Origin of the sequence: Virgifigura deserti, assembly GCA_003576685.1 — a bacterium.
Classification (GTDB): Bacteria; Pseudomonadota; Alphaproteobacteria; order Dongiales; family Dongiaceae; genus Virgifigura; species Virgifigura deserti.
Genome location: QOZR01000003.1, coordinates 54233 through 69526 on the forward strand (window position 1 = coordinate 54233; position 15294 = coordinate 69526).

The 15294-nt window shown below is 63.6% G+C and carries 16 protein-coding genes; 9 read left to right on the forward strand and 7 right to left on the reverse strand.

Translation table 11 applies throughout. From position 1 onward, the window contains the following. The 8 genes from DT069_RS05855 to DT069_RS05885 all read left to right on the forward strand — a co-directional run bounded on the left by DT069_RS05855 (position 1) and on the right by DT069_RS05885 (position 6987). Positions 1-777 carry a TIGR04290 family methyltransferase gene (locus tag DT069_RS05855; RefSeq protein WP_119459363.1) on the forward strand — a complete coding sequence of 259 codons (777 nt, stop codon included), beginning with the start codon at positions 1-3 and terminating at the stop codon, positions 775-777. Next, complete coding sequence (locus tag DT069_RS05860; protein ID WP_119459364.1) at positions 770-1705, forward strand: glycosyl hydrolase; 936 nt, start codon at positions 770-772, stop codon at positions 1703-1705. Before DT069_RS05855 ends, DT069_RS05860 begins: the two co-directional genes overlap by 8 nt. A 64-nt stretch (positions 1706-1769) precedes the next feature. Further along, entirely contained in the window at positions 1770-2555 is a 786-nt protein-coding gene (locus DT069_RS05865; protein ID WP_162913003.1) for a PIG-L deacetylase family protein, read from the forward strand. After that, a complete protein-coding gene (locus tag DT069_RS05870) occupies positions 2546-3643 on the forward strand; it encodes a glycosyltransferase (RefSeq protein WP_119459366.1) in 1098 nt (365 codons plus the stop codon). The genes DT069_RS05865 and DT069_RS05870 overlap by 10 nt, the downstream gene beginning before the upstream one ends. A gap of 4 nt (positions 3644-3647) precedes the next feature. Then, positions 3648-4655 (forward strand): GNAT family N-acetyltransferase, encoded by a 1008-nt coding sequence (locus DT069_RS05875; RefSeq protein WP_162913004.1) that lies wholly within the window; start codon positions 3648-3650, stop codon positions 4653-4655. Further along, complete coding sequence (locus tag DT069_RS05880; protein WP_119459368.1) at positions 4652-5194, forward strand: GNAT family N-acetyltransferase; 543 nt, start codon at positions 4652-4654, stop codon at positions 5192-5194. Before DT069_RS05875 ends, DT069_RS05880 begins: the two co-directional genes overlap by 4 nt. A 641-nt stretch (positions 5195-5835) precedes the next feature. Further along, positions 5836-5973, forward strand: coding sequence for a hypothetical protein (locus DT069_RS24555; RefSeq protein WP_162913005.1), 138 nt, complete (start codon positions 5836-5838; stop codon positions 5971-5973). A gap of 375 nt (positions 5974-6348) precedes the next feature. Then, positions 6349-6987, forward strand: coding sequence for a PEP-CTERM sorting domain-containing protein (locus DT069_RS05885; protein WP_119459369.1), 639 nt, complete (start codon positions 6349-6351; stop codon positions 6985-6987). 77 nt (positions 6988-7064) lie between these two features. Here the strand turns inward: DT069_RS05885 and DT069_RS05890 are convergent, their stop codons facing one another. The 6 genes from DT069_RS05890 to DT069_RS05915 form a co-directional block, all read right to left on the reverse strand. Beyond that, the gene (locus DT069_RS05890; RefSeq protein ID WP_119459370.1) at positions 7065-7655 is read right to left on the reverse strand and encodes a histidine phosphatase family protein; all 591 of its coding nucleotides are present in this window, start codon (positions 7653-7655) and stop codon (positions 7065-7067) included. 13 nt (positions 7656-7668) lie between these two features. Continuing rightward, a complete protein-coding gene (locus DT069_RS05895; RefSeq protein WP_119459696.1) occupies positions 7669-8754 on the reverse strand; it encodes an inositol-3-phosphate synthase in 1086 nt (361 codons plus the stop codon). A 407-nt stretch (positions 8755-9161) separates the two neighbouring features. Then, positions 9162-9434: a hypothetical protein gene (locus DT069_RS24560; protein ID WP_162913006.1), complete on the reverse strand. Its 273-nt coding sequence runs from the start codon at positions 9432-9434 to the stop codon at positions 9162-9164. A gap of 178 nt (positions 9435-9612) precedes the next feature. Continuing rightward, positions 9613-12051 (reverse strand): endopeptidase La, encoded by a 2439-nt coding sequence (gene lon, locus DT069_RS05905; RefSeq protein WP_119459372.1) that lies wholly within the window; start codon positions 12049-12051, stop codon positions 9613-9615. A gap of 18 nt (positions 12052-12069) precedes the next feature. Continuing rightward, positions 12070-12474, reverse strand: coding sequence for an Hsp20/alpha crystallin family protein (locus DT069_RS05910; protein WP_119459373.1), 405 nt, complete (start codon positions 12472-12474; stop codon positions 12070-12072). A 214-nt stretch (positions 12475-12688) separates the two neighbouring features. After that, on the reverse strand, positions 12689-13741 hold the full coding sequence (locus DT069_RS05915) for an SDR family oxidoreductase (protein ID WP_425450037.1): 1053 nt from the start codon (positions 13739-13741) through the stop codon (positions 12689-12691). A 308-nt stretch (positions 13742-14049) separates the two neighbouring features. On the opposite strand from DT069_RS05915, the gene DT069_RS05920 reads away from it, so the two are divergent. Then, positions 14050-14286, forward strand: a complete 237-nt coding sequence (locus DT069_RS05920) for a hypothetical protein (RefSeq protein WP_119459375.1) — start codon at positions 14050-14052, stop codon at positions 14284-14286. Between the two features lie 292 nt (positions 14287-14578). Here DT069_RS05920 and DT069_RS05925 read toward each other — a convergent pair whose 3' ends face one another. After that, positions 14579-15103 (reverse strand): gamma-glutamylcyclotransferase family protein, encoded by a 525-nt coding sequence (locus DT069_RS05925; protein WP_162913007.1) that lies wholly within the window; start codon positions 15101-15103, stop codon positions 14579-14581. Between the last annotated feature and the right edge of the window lie 191 nt (positions 15104-15294).

Consider the following 15294-nt stretch of genomic DNA (forward strand, 5'->3'; position numbering starts at 1 on the left):
ATGCAGGACACAAACTGTCGTCTGACGCCCGAAGAGATCCGACAGCGGGCGCTCGAGCTGGGAGACTGGTTCCACAACATCGACCTGCGTGGCGTGCAGACGGCGCCGCATCATTTCCTCGGCGACTATCCCGCCGTCAAATGGAATCAGTTCGCCGACGCCTTGCCGGCCGATCTGCGCGGAAAGACCGTGCTCGATATCGGCTGCAACGCCGGCTTCTACTCGATCGAGATGAAACGCCGCGGCGCCGATCGCGTTCTCGGCATCGACTTCGATGAGACCTATCTGGAGCAAGCCCGATTCGCCGCCGAGCTCTGCGGCGTCGATATCGAGTTGAGGATGCTTTCGGTCTACGACGTGGCAGACCTCGGCGAGACGTTCGACCTCGTGCTGTTCATGGGCGTGCTGTACCACCTCCGGCACCCTCTGCTCGCCCTCGACCTGATCCATGAGCATGTCGTGAAGGATCTTTTCGTCTTTCAGTCGCTGCAGCGAGGAAGCCCGGAGGTCGAAGCGTTGCAGGAAAACTATCCCTTCCAGGAGCAGGAGATCTTCGAGCGGGAAGGTTTTCCACGTCTGCATTTCATCGAGAAACGCTATTCCGACGACCAGACGAACTGGTGGATTCCGAACCGTGCCTGCTCCGAAGCGATGCTCCGCAGCGCTGGCTTTGAGATTCTCGATCATCCGGAAGAGGAAGTTTTCATCTGCCGGCGCGGCGATACCACCGGCGCGTCCGGCGCTGTTTATCCGGCAAGGGGGAGAATGCGTGATTGAAGCGGTGATGCTCTGGAATGAGCCGAACAACAAGTCGCATTGGGATCCGGAGCTTGACCCGACCTGGACGGGCTATGGCGACATGGTCAAGCTGGCGGCGACGGCGATAGAGGCCGAGAACCCGCATCTCCTGCGGGTCCTCGGCGGCATCTCGCCGATCGACCCACTATTCATCGAGAACATGAAGGGGCAAGGCGTCCTGGACCGACTCGACGTCATCGCGGTGCATGGCTTTCCGTTCGACTGGAACCACTGGATGGTCGACGACTGGCCCGCCAAGCTGCAGGAGATCCAGGCCGTTACCAACCTCCCGATCTGGGTCACCGAGGTCGGCGTGTCGACTTTCGGTGCAGAGGAGGTTCAGGAGTTCGGGCTGGCGCGGACGGCCGAGCTGCTGATCGGACGCGTCCCGCGCATCCACTGGTACAGCTTGTATGATCTGCCGCGCGCCTGGACCGCGACGACGCGGCACCGCGAAGCCGAAGGATCATCCTACTACCGTCACTTCTATATGGGACTCCTGCGCGAGGACGGGACACCGAAACGTGCCCTCGACAGCTTTGCCCGATACACGCCCGATCTCGGGATCTGTCAGTGGTTCCATTTCGAGGACCACCGTCTCGACGACGCCGTTCGCTGGCTGCGGCGGCTCGGGGTGAAGCATCTCCGGACGGGCTTGAGCTGGGCGGACAGCTTCCGCCCGAATGCCGAGGCTTGGTTCGATCGGCAAATGCGTGCGCTGGAGGAGTTCGACGTGACGTTGACCTTCTGTTTCACACCAGAGCATCGCGGCCTCGCGCCGCATCACACGAGCCCGCCGCAGGTGAATGAGGAGTTTGCCGAGTTCTGCGCTGCGATGGTACGCCGCTATGCAGCCAAACCCGTCACGAACCGACCGCATAAGCTGTCCTCCGCAACAGCTCTCTGAAGCCGACCGTACCGCCAGCGCGGCGCGGCACTTTCTGGAGCGGCTGCGCGCCGGCGATACACCTTTGCAAGTCCCCTCCGCTGCCATCGTTGCCGCTCATCCCGACGACGAGGTGATCGGCGCAGGCGGCCAGCTTTCGCGGCTGAGAGCCCTCACGCTGCTTCACGTGACCGATGGTGCGCCTCGAAACATGCGGGATGCGGCCGCCGGAGGATTTGAGACGAGACAAGCCTATGCACGCGCGCGTCGAGGCGAATTGGAGCAGGCCCTGGCCCTCGCGGGTATCGCGCCGCAACAGACCGACAGGATCGGCATCGCCGACCAGGAGGCCGCGTTCCATCTTGCCGAGCTTGCCCTGACGCTCGCCGAACGCCTCGACCGGATCTGCCCGGACATCGTTGTCACGCATCCCTACGAGGGCGGACATCCGGACCATGATTCGACCGCCTTCGCCGTCCATGGCGCCTGCGACCTCCTGAAGAGGCGGAACGGGGTTTCGCCGGCGATCGTGGAGATGGCCTCCTATCACATGCGGGACGGTACCATCGCCGCCCTCGAATTTCTGCCGAACGGCGATCACGACATTGTCCTCCTGCCACTGACCGACGCGCAGCAATGTCTGAAACGCCGGATGATCGCCTGCTTCGCGAGCCAGGCGGCAATGCTGACGCGGTTCCCGCCTGACCGGGAGCCGTTTCGGCCGGCCCCGACATATGATTTCCGGCGCCCACCGCACGCGGGACGGCTGTTCTACGAACTCTTCGACTGGGGCATGACGGGCGCGCGATGGCGAGCGCTGGCGGGAACGGCGCTCGCCTCCTTGCAGTCCGGACGGGCAACATGCCGCTGACCGTGCTCAACATCGCGTATCCGTTGGCGTCCGTCGGCCCTGACGCTGTCGGCGGCGCCGAGCAGATCCTGACACAATTGGATGCGGCGCTCACGCGCGCCGGGCACCGCTCGCTGGTGATTGCCTGCGAAGGATCGGCCACCGGAGGGATTCTTCTGCCGACGCCCGCTCCCCCAGGATCCATCGACGAGGGAGTCTTTCGTCAAGTCTGCGCGACCCACCGGCGGAGGATTGCCGAGGCCCTGAGCCGGTGGCCCGTCGATCTCGTCCACATGCACGGCATCGATTTCCATACCTATCTGCCCCCGCCCGGCCCGCCGGTCCTGGTGACGCTCCATCTGCCACCCGACTATTATCAGTCGGCGATCCTTTATCTCGACCGCCCCGACACGCATCTGCATGGCGTGTCCCGGTCTCAGCATGAGGCGTTTCCTTCGAACGCGGCGCTGTTGCCGCCGATCGAGAACGGTGTCGCCCTGCCTGCCGTGACCATGCCGGTAGCGAAACGCCGCTTCGCGATCGCGCTCGGCCGGCTCTGTCCCGAGAAGGGTTTTCACCTCGCGCTCGACGCCGCCAGGCAGGCCGACATTCCGCTGCTTCTCGCCGGAGCGGTGTTTCGCTATCCCGAGCATCTGCGTTACGTCGAGGAGGAGATCAGGCCGCGGCTCGACCGAGCACGGCGGTTCATCGGGCCTATCGGCGTCGAGCGAAAGCACCGCTTGCTGACGGCCGCGCAATGCCTGCTGGTGCCGAGTCTGGCGGCGGAGACCAGTTCGCTCGTGGCGATGGAGGCTCTTGCCTGCGGGACGCCGGTGGTCGCATTTCCGTCCGGCGCGCTGGCAAGCATCATCGAGGACGGGCGGACCGGGTTCCTGGTGCGCGACGTACAGGAGATGGCCGAGGCAATCGAAGCAGCTCGGTTTCTGGATCCGGAAGAATGCCGGGCAGCGGCGCGACGCCGCTTTTCATTGGCGCGCATGACCGATCGCTATCTCGAACTCTACCATACCCTGGCCGGCCGTCGCACCGAAGCCACGGGGCGTTTCCATCAAGCGCCGGGGGCAGCCTGTGTCGGCTCCGGCGCTTGACGTGGTGAGCAGCCTGGATGGGCTGGAGGCGCTGCGCCATGACTGGACTGACCTGTGGCGGCGCGATCCGTCGGCTACGCCGTTCCAGTCGCCGGAATGGCTGATTCCGTGGTGGAAGCATTTCGGCCACGAGGATCTGCTCGTGCTCACGCTGCGTCGACACGGAACACTTCTTGGTCTCGTTCCGTTGTTCATCTCCGAAGGGGCTGGGGAACGGGTGCTGTTGCCGATCGGCTGCGGCATTACCGATTACTGCGACGGGCTGTTTGACCCAAGCATCGGCCAGCAGGGCGCGGCCATCGCTCTTGCATATTTGGCGTCGGAAAACCGCCGGTGGGACTTGTGTGACTTGCAGCAGCTGCGACCTGATTCCGTTCTCTTGCACGCCCCTTCCCCTTCGGGCTGGGTGGATAGACGCATCCCCCAGGAGCCTTCGCCGGTCTTGCCGATTCCCGGAACCGTCGAGGCTTTGGCCCGGCAACTGCCGCGCCGCATGGCCGCGAATCTGCGATATTACCGACGTCGCGCATCGAAGCTCGGCCGGCTCTGCGCCGAGGCCGCCGAAGCGGAAACTGTCGCGGCATCGCTCGATGCCCTCGTTCGATTGCATGGCGCGTGCTGGCATTACCGGGGCCTCCCGGGCGTGCTAGCCGACCAGGCCATCCGTCGCTTCCACGAGGAGGCGGCGCCGTTGCTGCTCGCGCGAGACATGCTCCGGCTCTATGTTCTGCGCTTGGACAACCGAACCGTCGCGGCGTTCTACGGATTCGCGGACAGGACCCGCACCCACTATTATCTCAGCGGCTTCGATCCCGCCTTCGCAGGGCTCAGCCCGGGAACGCTGATCGTCGCCCATGCGATCGAACAGGCGGTTCGAGAACGGGCCGCGGAGTTCCACTTTCTCCGGGGCGGCGAGGACTACAAATATCACTGGGGAGCTGAGGATCGCCCGAGCTACAGCCGCCAATTCCGGCGCGGTGGCATCCGTTCAGTGTCGCTGTTGTCCCCATGACCGCCCGGCCTGCAACTCTCGACCACTTCGAAATTGCGCTTGATGTCGCGATTCGCGTCTGCACCGAACGGGATCTCACTCCGCTCGAGTGGTTCGGGCTATTCACCGAACACCGGAACATCATCCGGGCAGCCTTTGAAGCCCAGAAGCAAGGACGGGGCCTGATGCTCGTCGCCGACTTGAATGGCTATCCTATTGGTCAGGCATGGATCGATTTCACCAAGGAGAGTGCCGTCCTCTGGGCGATTCGCGTGCTTCCGCCGCTGCAAGGCGCCGGCATCGGCACTCGGCTGATTGTGGCCGCGGAGGAGGTGGCAAGGCGCCGTGGGTTCGCCCATACGCGCATAGGCGTCGAGAAGGACAATACCGATGCGCGGCGCCTGTATGAACGCCTTGGCTATCGGCTGACCGGCTCACTGCAGGAGGAGTGCCGCTATACCACTCCTGAAGGCGTTCCGATGTGCGTTCTGGTGGACCAGTGGGTTCTCGACAAGCCGTTGAATAAGCCGCCGACTGGCCGCCGCGGCAGGATTGCATGAGCAAACCGGACAGGAGCCGTCTTGCCGTGCGATGGACGGCGGGAGATGTTGGTCCCAAAGTCGCCTATATCGTCTGCGTCAACTCCATTCCGCTCGCCGAGGCCCGCCGGCGGACGGGGGACGTGCCGGAGACGGTCATCTGGCGCGCGGCTGCTACCGATGCAGTTCCACCGGCGATTGCCCGCTTCCTCGACGGCGGAATGGCCGAGGAGGTGCCTGGAAATTCGCGCCCTTGCGCGTTACGCCGGATCGCTACGAGCTGTCTCTGGACAATGACTGCATTCTCTGGGGCATGCCCGAAGCGATCGCGGACTGGCTGGATTCTGGCGACAGCGGGATCTGCGTTCTCGCCGCCGACGTTCATAGCTGCTTCGGTCAGTTCGGCGACTATTGCGGCCCGGAACCCCGGAACGCCGGCATTCACGGCCTGCCACCGGGTTTTGATCTAGGCGCAGTCTTGGGTGCGCTGCTCGAGGTGAACCCGACCCGCCTCGTCTCCGAGCTCGACGAGCAGGGGCTGCAGGTTGCGGCTCTTTCCCACCGGCATCCATCCCTCGTCGTACGCCTCGACGAGGTCACGATCTGCTCGCCTTTCCCCTCACCTCCCCCACCTCGGTCGATGCGGAGCCCATTTCGTCGGCTTGAACGCAAGGCAGATCCCCTGGCGCTATTACGACCGCCCCGCCGTCGATTGCATCGCCGAGCACTGGGCGCGCCATCGCGCGGATCTCTATCGAGCCGTCGGGCTGGTGCCGCAGGGTGCCCCCGACCGTTCTTGACAGGCCAGCTTTACAGTGCCTGAGACTAAAAGAACCAAATGAAAGTTAAATAGTTAATGTAAATAGATTTTACGTTTTGCTTTGATGCAATATTGCCGGCATGTTCTTGATACAAAGGGGCTTTTGTCTATCTCACGCTTTCGAAAGCTATGGCAGAGCAAAGCAGGGCGTCGGCGCCCCTTACACATCGAGCCCAGAACAGAACCAATAATATATAATATATTGCTATATAACGATTTTTTATAATGGCACGAGTCCTGCAGACAAGTTTATACGGCCTCGCTGACGGATCAATGCTCTAAGAGCAACGAGGATCTGTTCAGCGAAAAGACAGCGTCTTGTTCTGCAAAATCTTATTCCTACTTGGGGGGACGAATGAATATCCTTAAAGTTGGTCTTGCGGCGTTTGCCGCGACCATGATCGGAACCGCCGCCCAGGCGGGCACGATCATCCATGATAGCGCGGACGATTTCAGCTCCGTTCAGTACACGCAGGGTGCCGGCACCATCGATCCGAGCCGGCTCATCGAGGGCAACATCTTCGACGACAATAACAATTCGATGCTTTCGCTTGGCCTCGGAGGCAGCCTCGACCTCGTGATCGATCCGACGAACCGCTCCATCAGCGGCGGGACGGTGATCGAGTTGACCAATCTCGGCTCCAACCACGCCGAGAGCGCCGAGATCTATCTCGGCCTGAACGACGACAATTACGTCCTGATCGGCGAAGTGTTCAACAACGCTTTGGGCGGCGGCGCCACTTTCGTGGATGGCCTGATCGCGACCCTGACCTCGGCCGAGGACGGAGCGAACACGAGCTATTTCCTGACGGTCTTCAGCGGCAATTTCAATTCGCTCCGGATCGTCGACACCTCACCCAATCCGGGAACGAGCACGGACGGTTTCGACATCGCCAAGCTGAGCGTGACCTCGGTTCCGGAGCCGGCAACGCTGGCGCTCCTCGGCGCGGGCCTGCTCGGCCTGGGAGGGCTTGCGCGTCGCAAAGCGGCCTAACACCTCGTCAGAAGGTGACTTTGCAGCGGCGGCTCGCGATGAGCCGCCGTTCTTTTTCTCTCGAACGGGCCAGATCCTTAACAGGGCGAATTGACCCGCAGGATCCGGGGGCCATGGTCCTCGATCTCGACGACGCTCAGCGAGCCGGGACTCACTTCGATCCGCTGGAACAGATCAAGATGAACGCCAAGCCAGTGAGCGAGGCCGCTCTTGATTACATCGCCATGGCTCACAATGGCGACCTGGGCGCCGGGATATAGCGTCCGTAGCCCTTCGACCATTCCGACGAAGCGCGCCTGAACATCGAGCATCGCCTCGCCGTTAGGAGGCGTCGTTCCGCTGCGGAAGGAATTGAAGAGGTGCCACCGCTGGTCGTCGGCCAGAGTCTCGATCGGTTGGTTCGTCCAGTCGCCGAAATCGATCTCGTTCAGGTCCTCCACCACCTTTGTTTCCAGCCCGAGCCGTTCCGCAAGCGGTGCCGCGGTTTCCCGCGCCCGCTCGAGCGGACTGCTGTAGATCGCCCGGATCGACGCCCCCGCGAGGCGGTGCGCCAGGGTTTCCGCCTGCCGCCGTCCCTCCCCGCTCAAATGGACGCTTGGCGTCCGGCCGACGAGGACCTTTCCCTGGAGGACATGCGCCCCATGGCGGATCAGCAAGACGGCCGTCACCGGCCGCGCCGGCTCAGCACGGCTCCTCGCCCCGGATGAAGGCCTCCGTCCGGTCGTGCGCCTCGTGATCCGTGAACTGCTGCGGCGGGCTCTTCATGAAATAGCTGGCCGGGCCATGAAGCGCGCCGCCGACGCCGCGGTCCAGCGCGAGCTTCGCGCAGCGCACGGCATCGATGACAACACCAGCCGAGTTCGGCGAATCCCACACTTCGAGCTTGAGCTCGCAATTGAGCGGCACGTTGCCGAAGGTCGTGCCCTCCATCCGGATGTAGCACCATTTGCGATCGCCGAGCCACGGTACATAATCGCTCGGGCCGACATGGGCGTCCTTGTCCGAAAGCGGATAATCGAGCTGGCTCGTCACCGCGTTCGTCTTCGAGATCTTCTTCGACTCCAGCCGTTCCCGTTCGAGCATGTTCTGAAAATCGGTATTGCCCCCGAAGTTCAGCTGATAAGTCCGATCCAGACGGACGCCCCGCTCGCGAAACAGGTTGGTCAGAATCCGATGAACGATCGTCGCGCCGACCTGCGACTTGATGTCGTCGCCGATGATCGGCAGGCGCCGCTCGGCGAACCGCTGGCTCCATTCCGGCCGAGACGCGATGAACACCGGGATGCAGTTCACGAAGGCACATCCCGCCTCGAGAATCTGCTCGACATACCATCGGGTTGCCCGCTCCGCCCCGACCGGAAGATAGGAAACCACCACATCCGTGCGGGTCCGCCGCAGAATGTCGGCCACGTCGTCGGGAAGGCCGTCGGCCTCGGTGATCGACTGACGCAGGTACTTGCCCAGCCCGTCGAGCGTTCTGCCGCGATGGACGGTGACCCCCGACAGGGGAACATCGGTGAATCTGCAGGTGTTGTTAGGCTCTGCGAAGATCGCCTCGGACAGATCCGCGCCCACCTTGGTCGCATTGATATCGAAGGCGGCCGAGAACTCGATGTCCCTGACGTGATAGCCACCCAGGCTGACATGCATCAGCCCCGGAACCACGTCCGCCTCGCTCGCGCCCCCGTAGAACGCCACACCCTGCACGAGAGAGGATGCACAGTTTCCCACCCCCACGATGGCAACGCGAATTTTCCGACCGCTCATCGACATGCCTCGCAGTCTCGACTGTGCGCCCATTGGTTCTCGTGCCCCGAGAAGGCCGTCATGCATCACCGCCGGCGTCGCGCGGGAGAGGCTCCATCACCCTCCGGGGGGATGTCGGCGGGATTGACCGGTAGAGCATGCTGGAGTTTCGGAAAGACCTGCGCGCCGGCATTGTTGCGGGACCCCTTTGCATTTCTCACCCACGCATCCGCCGCTGTAATAAACAAGAAACCGGACGCAATGGTTCCATCGATCGGCATACCGGGATTTTGCGCTGCCCCCATCCAGCGGCCCAATTCTCCTGGTTTTCTTCCGCCCGGCTGGCTTTGGTTCGGCTTATTTGCCGGCCTCGCGCTTCGGTACCGGCAAAGGTTGTCGTGGGCGGGTCAATTGCGAGAAGGGCGGCGCTAGGGAACGGCCTTGGCCTCGCTCAGGCGCTCGAAGCATTGCGCCGAGTTCCCCGCCTCCTCTGCCTTTATGGCCTCGGTGAGCAAGGCCTCCATCCGGGTCCGCTGCTCCGCCGTGAGATCGTCCACCGGCTGTTCGGTCGACGGTGGCGCGACCTCGGGAGCGGTCGGCATTTGGGATTCCGTCTCCGGCGCATCCATCACCATGTCGCTGTCACCGGCCGGCGGCTCGATCACTCCCTGCGAGGGCGCAAGCTCGTCTGTCCCGGTCATACCGCGGGACTCCATTGTGACCGGCGGCTGAGGCCATTGCAGCTCATAGGACTGTGCCAAGCGCTCGGCCTCATCGCGGCAGGATTCCGCGGACGCTTGGTTACCGAATGCAAGCAGCGCAGTTGCGGCCAGCGAAAGAAATCTCGAAAGAATTTCAACGGATCGCATTATCTCAAACCTATACCGTTTCGGGCTCGACCCTCGCCGCCTCCCAGTCGCCGATCGCAGCATGCGCCGCGTCGTCGACCTGCTCGACCCAGACGAACTGCAGCCGCTCGCGCGCCTCCTCCGGGATCTCCTCGAACTCCTTTCTATTCCGCGCCGGCAGCAGAACGGTCTTGATGCCTGCGCGCATGGCCGCCACCACCTTCTCGCGAATTCCGCCGACGGGAAGAACGAGTCCGCGAAGGCTGATTTCACCAGTCATCGCCGTATCGCTGCGGATCGTCTTCTCGGTCAGCAACGAGACAAGCGCGACGAACATCGCAACGCCGGCACTCGGGCCGTCCTTCGGAATGGCACCCGCGGGGACATGGATGTGGATGTCGCTCTTCTCGAATGTCTCCTGTGTCAGCCCAAAATCGCCGAGGCGCGATTTCACGAGGCTCAGCGCGGCCTGAGCGCTTTCCTTCATGACGTCGCCGAGCTGACCGGTGAGAATCAGCCTGCCGGTGCCTGGGCCGCGGCTCGCCTCGACGAAGAGGATATCGCCGCCGGCCGGCGTCCAGGCAAGGCCGGTCGCCACCCCCGGGACGCTGGTCCGCATGGCGACCTCGCTCTCGAACCGCTTCGGGCCGAGGATGCCATGCAGATCGTCGGGTCCGACCTCGACCCGCTCGGCGGCGCCTTCGGCGATCCGCATCGCGGTATGACGGCCGACGGCGCCGATCAGCCGTTCCAGGTTCCGCACGCCGGCTTCGCGGGTATAGTCGCGGATGATGGCGCGGATCGCGTCGTCGCCAATCTGGAGCTGTTCGGCGGAAAGCCCGTTCGCATCGAGCTGCCGCTGGACCAGATAGCGGCGCGCGATCTGCATCTTTTCGTCCTCGGTGTAGCCGCGAAGCTCGATCACCTCCATCCGATCGCGCAGCGGTCCGGGAATCGTATCCAGAATGTTGGCCGTGGCGATGAACATGACCTTGCTGAGGTCGAACGGCACGGCGAGATAATTGTCGCGGAACGTACTGTTCTGCTCGGGATCGAGGACCTCGAGCAGGGCGGAGGACGGATCGCCGTGAAACCCCGCCCCGAGCTTGTCCATCTCGTCGAGCATGAAGACGCAGTCCCGCGTCCCTGCTTTGCGAATCCCCTGGATGATGTTGCCGGGTAGCGCCCCGATATAGGTGCGCCGGTGGCCGCGGATCTCCGCCTCGTCATGCAGGCCGCCGAGGCTGGCTCGAACGAATTTTCGTCCCGTCGCCCGCGCGATGCTCTGGCCAAGGGACGTCTTGCCGACACCGGGCGGTCCGACGAAGCACAGGATCGGGCTCCGCCCCTCTGGATTGAGCTTGCGGACCGCCAGATACTCCAGAATCCGTTGCTTGATCTTCTCCAGCCCGAAATGATCCTCATCCAGGATCTTCCGCGCATGGGCGATGTCGACCGGCTCCGCGCTGGTCGCCGACCAGGGCAGATCGACGAGCCAGTCGATATAGGTGCGGATCATCGAGTACTCGGCCGCGCCCTCCGGCAGACGTTCGAGGCGCCGCAGCTCCTTCCGCGCCTGATCATCCACCTCCTGCGGCATCTTGGCGTTGGCGATCGCCTCCGTCAGCTCGGCGATTTCGGCCGACTTCTCGTCGGCCTCGCCCAGCTGCTGCTGAATCGTCCGGAGCTGTTCGCGCAGCAGATGTTCCCGCTGCCGGCTCTCCATCGCCTCGCGGGTCTGCTGGCCGATGTCCCGCGACAATCTCAGCACCTCGAGGCGGTAGGCCAGAAGCCACAGGATCCTGTCGAGGCGAGGCTCGATATCGACCGTCTCCAGGACCTCCTGCTTCTCCTCCGGCTTGAGGTCCATGACGCTGGCCACCAGATCGGCGAGCCCTGGTGCCGACGACATGCTCTGCACGGCGGCGATCAGCTCCGGCGGCGCGTTCGGAAGCAGTTGCAGCGCCTCGACGGCCCGTTGCTTGAGCTGATGGAAGCGCGCCTCGATTCCGGTTCCGCTGACCTCCGGCTCCGGAATGCGCTCGATACGAGCCACGAGGAACGGATAGCCCGGCAGGAACTCGAGGACGCGGAACCGCTCGACGCCCTGGCAGACGAGGTGATGTGTCTCGTCATTTCCAGTGACGTAGCGGAGAATGCCGGCGATGGTACCGACCTCGTAAAGGTCCGTCGGGCCGGGCTCCGCCACCTCGTCGCTGCGCTGCAGGAGGATGCCGACCGGCCGCTCATTACGCGCCGCGTCCTGGGCAGCGGCGAGAGAGCGCTCACGACCGATGGTCAGCGGCAGAACGGTTCCGGGGAACAGGACCGTGTTGCGGACCGGAACGATGATGACGGCGTCGGCCGGAATATTGGGAGAGGATCCCTCCGACTTCGGCGCTCCGTTCGTGGCGGTCTGTCGCGCCTGCTCGCCCGACGGAAGATTCTCCCTCGTGGACTCTGTCTTCATCTTATGAACCGCTCCCTCTCACTGCTTGCGCAGCGTCAGCACCAAGCATCCATTGGCCAAATCCCGCCGCCCGATCTCCAAAGGAATGGACGGCAGGGCAATGCGTCGCTCGAACCGTCCGTAGGGGACTTCAAGACGGTGAAGCGCAGCGGCGCGCACCTCGGCGGGGATCCGTCGCTCGCCCGCAACGATCAGCGTGCCACCGTCGACAATGACCTCCACATGATCCCGCTCGACGCCCGGCAACGCGACCAGGATCCACAGTTCCCGCTCGGTCTCGAAGACATCTACGGGCGGCTCCCAGCTCGGCCTTTGCGTCGGCGACCGTCCGAGTTGGAAGAACTGCCGGTGCAGGCGTTCCGCCCGGTCGATCATCTCGCACGCTTCGACCCACATCCAGGCTCCGGGATCACGCGGCGGCATTGGACCTCCTTACGCTCAAGACATAGTGACCGAACGCCACTCCGGTTCGGCTTCCCGACAACCCGCGATCGGAAGCGCATGGTCGGGGAGCGCCATCGTCCGCAAGCCCGTCGGATCATCGCCCTGTGGATCGCGAATGCGGGCGGGCGATAAGGGATCAACGTCGAACGACGGCTCGGAGTTTCATCACGACCACCATCGCTGTCCGTTACTCTCATCGAAGCGCCGCAGTACCGGCGTCGACCTGCGAGAAATGTCGCGCCCGTCGCTTGCCGCCGAGATAGCCGAGGCAAAGGATTGCGACGGCGAGTCCGGCCATCGACGCGGCGGCCGCCATTCGGAGCTTTGTCGGCTCGAACCGCAACACCGTCGGTGAAGCGCGAGCATCGAAGCGACCATGCGCTCCATAGTCACCGTCCATCGGCGCGAACAGGTTGTCCGCGCGGTCTGCAGAGTCCGGCTCGTTCGATTGCTGCCCGTCATAGGCCTGCGACGCCAACATGTGGTCGAGCCAGTGGGGAAGAACCATGTCGCCGACGATGGCCTTCACGGACGGGATGCCGACCCAAAGCTCGCGCGGGGTTTTTGCCGCAGCCTCCAGAATCGCGGCTGCGACCGCCTCCGGCTGGTGGATCGGCGGCACCGGCTGCGGCCGCATCGGCATGCGGTTCCGGCTCCAATCGAATTGTGGCGTGTTGACGGCCGGCAGTTGAACCATCGTCAGCCGAATGTTGCTGCCGTCGTGGATCAGTTCGCTTCGCAGCGAGTTGGTAAAGCCGCGGATGGCGTATTTCGCGCCGCAGTAGGCGGATTGCAGCGGGATGGCGCGGTAGGACAGCGCCGACCCGACTTGGACGATGGTGCCGCGGTCCCGACGGCGCATCCGCTTCAGCGCGGCCATCGTCCCGTACACCTGGCCGAGATAGGTCACCTCCGTGACGCGACGGAACTCCTCAGGCGTCATCTGGCTCACCGGCGAGAAAATGGTGACCATCGCCACATTCACCCAGATATCGATCGGGCCGTTCTCCCGTTCGGCTTGCTCGGCAGCCCGCTCGACAGCCTCGGCGTCGGCGACGTCGGCTTGGAGCACGAGCCCCTGTCCGCCGGCGGCCTCGACCTCGGCCCTGGCGCCGGAAAGGCCGTCCGCTCCGCGCGCTATGAGCCCGACGCGACAGCCGAGACGGGCGAATGCCACCGCCGTCGCACGGCCAACACCGGCCGACGCGCCGGTCACCACCACATGGCATCCCCGCAATGACTGCATCGCACGATCCCATTTTCCGTAGCCCCTCATGAAGAGAACGGGATCGCGCCGCCGGTGTTCCCGCCGGTGCTCCCGAGCATTCCGCCGAAACAATCCTTCACAGGGCACGGCGACGTGGCGGAGGCGGCGCGCTCGGCGAGGCCGGATCGTTCCAACGGGCACGCGCGATATCAATCCCTCACGGCAGAGCGAGTATTACTGTTGGCTTCAGCAGAAAATGCTACATGATGCGGACAAGCTGCCGCGCTCGCAGTCTTACCGATGCGAGATGCGGTGGCTTGGTGCATATAAGATGGAAGGAAAAATTCATGGCAAAGCGGACGGCATCAACGAAGGGCCGGCGAAACGAACCTAAGAGCAAGAGCCCGAAGAGTGCGAAGAGTACGAAGAGCACCAGGACGACAAAGAACGCCAAGGTCGCCAAACCCAGGAAGACGGCCGGGGCAACGGCCAGCCGCGCCCGTACCGACGTGGAGATGAGCACGAGCGTCTTGGAAGGCCCGATGAAGTCGCTGATCGCCGAGGCGCTGATGAAAAGGAAATAGCGGGACCCGTGGGATTGGCGGGTTCGTGCGTTGCTCTTCGCACGGCGATAGCGGCCATTGCTTAGCGCGATGATTCTTCATCTCGCGCTGGCGCCCGCAATCCCATGATGCTGATTCGCCGCACCGTCAGCGGCGCAACGGAGCCTTCGCGTTCACCGTCCGCCGCTTACCCGCCGCTGTACTTTTTCAGGAACTCGGAGGATCGCCGGCGGCCGAGCCACAGGGCCGGGCGGAGTGCATCACCTGGTCGCACCGTGATCGCTTGACCGGCTCCTGCGGCCGGGAGCGCCGCTCAGTCCTCTCCGACCGCGTGCTTGCGCCCCGCAGCCGGGCCGAAGAAGCGCTGCCACGCCCTCTCCTTCATATCGGGCCAAAGCAAATCGTACTGCTTCGATGTCAAGATCCCGTAATGCGACATCAGCTCTTCAGCGAGAGCCAAGCACATCGGCTTCTCGACCTCCAGCCATGTATCGAACTCCCAGACGATCCCTTCGTCTGCGAGTTTTTCGGTCGGCAGGAAGACCTCGGCCTCGACACGGCTGGTGGCGGTTGCGACAGTGAAGGTGCGCAACGCATAGTCATCGGACTCGTAGAACTGGATCCTGTCGATATCGGCCGTCGTCAGGCCATCGACCAGAAACCCATCCACCTGTCCTCCCGGATGCGGCATGATGATCGGAAAGGACTCGTCACAGGCCCGCCGACGCTCGAACCCCAAAATTGCGGCCGGCGTGAACACGAGATCACCGATGTCCCGCCCGACCACGAGGCGGAGCAGGTCCAGATCCATCAGGCTACCGAAGAAGAACATTCGCATCCGTGATCCTTCCTTCAATCCGAGACGGCAAGCCAATCCGGCGGGCCTCTCCGCCGAACGCGAAAACATGGCTTCACCCTGCAGGGGCGCGATTCGAATGTCGGGAACGCCGCTTGGCCGCGAAAGGACACCGGACGCCAGCGTCGCGGTTATCCTTTCAATATCGAGCGATTCCGGGGATTTAGCCCCCG

Coding starts and splice junctions, on each gene's coding strand:
- DT069_RS05855 (WP_119459363.1), top strand. CDS start 1: ATGCAGGACACAAACTGTCGTCTGACGCCCGAAGAGATCCGACAGCGG.
- DT069_RS05870 (WP_119459366.1), top strand. CDS start 2,546: ATGCCGCTGACCGTGCTCAACATCGCGTATCCGTTGGCGTCCGTCGGC.
- DT069_RS05880 (WP_119459368.1), top strand. CDS start 4,652: ATGACCGCCCGGCCTGCAACTCTCGACCACTTCGAAATTGCGCTTGAT.
- DT069_RS05885 (WP_119459369.1), top strand. CDS start 6,349: ATGAATATCCTTAAAGTTGGTCTTGCGGCGTTTGCCGCGACCATGATC.
- DT069_RS05895 (WP_119459696.1), bottom strand. CDS start 8,754: ATGAGCGGTCGGAAAATTCGCGTTGCCATCGTGGGGGTGGGAAACTGT.
- DT069_RS24560 (WP_162913006.1), bottom strand. CDS start 9,434: ATGACCGGGACAGACGAGCTTGCGCCCTCGCAGGGAGTGATCGAGCCG.
- lon (WP_119459372.1), bottom strand. CDS start 12,051: ATGAAGACAGAGTCCACGAGGGAGAATCTTCCGTCGGGCGAGCAGGCG.
- DT069_RS05910 (WP_119459373.1), bottom strand. CDS start 12,474: ATGCCGCCGCGTGATCCCGGAGCCTGGATGTGGGTCGAAGCGTGCGAG.
- DT069_RS05915 (WP_425450037.1), bottom strand. CDS start 13,741: ATGCAGTCATTGCGGGGATGCCATGTGGTGGTGACCGGCGCGTCGGCC.
- DT069_RS05920 (WP_119459375.1), top strand. CDS start 14,050: ATGGCAAAGCGGACGGCATCAACGAAGGGCCGGCGAAACGAACCTAAG.
- DT069_RS05925 (WP_162913007.1), bottom strand. CDS start 15,103: ATGCGAATGTTCTTCTTCGGTAGCCTGATGGATCTGGACCTGCTCCGC.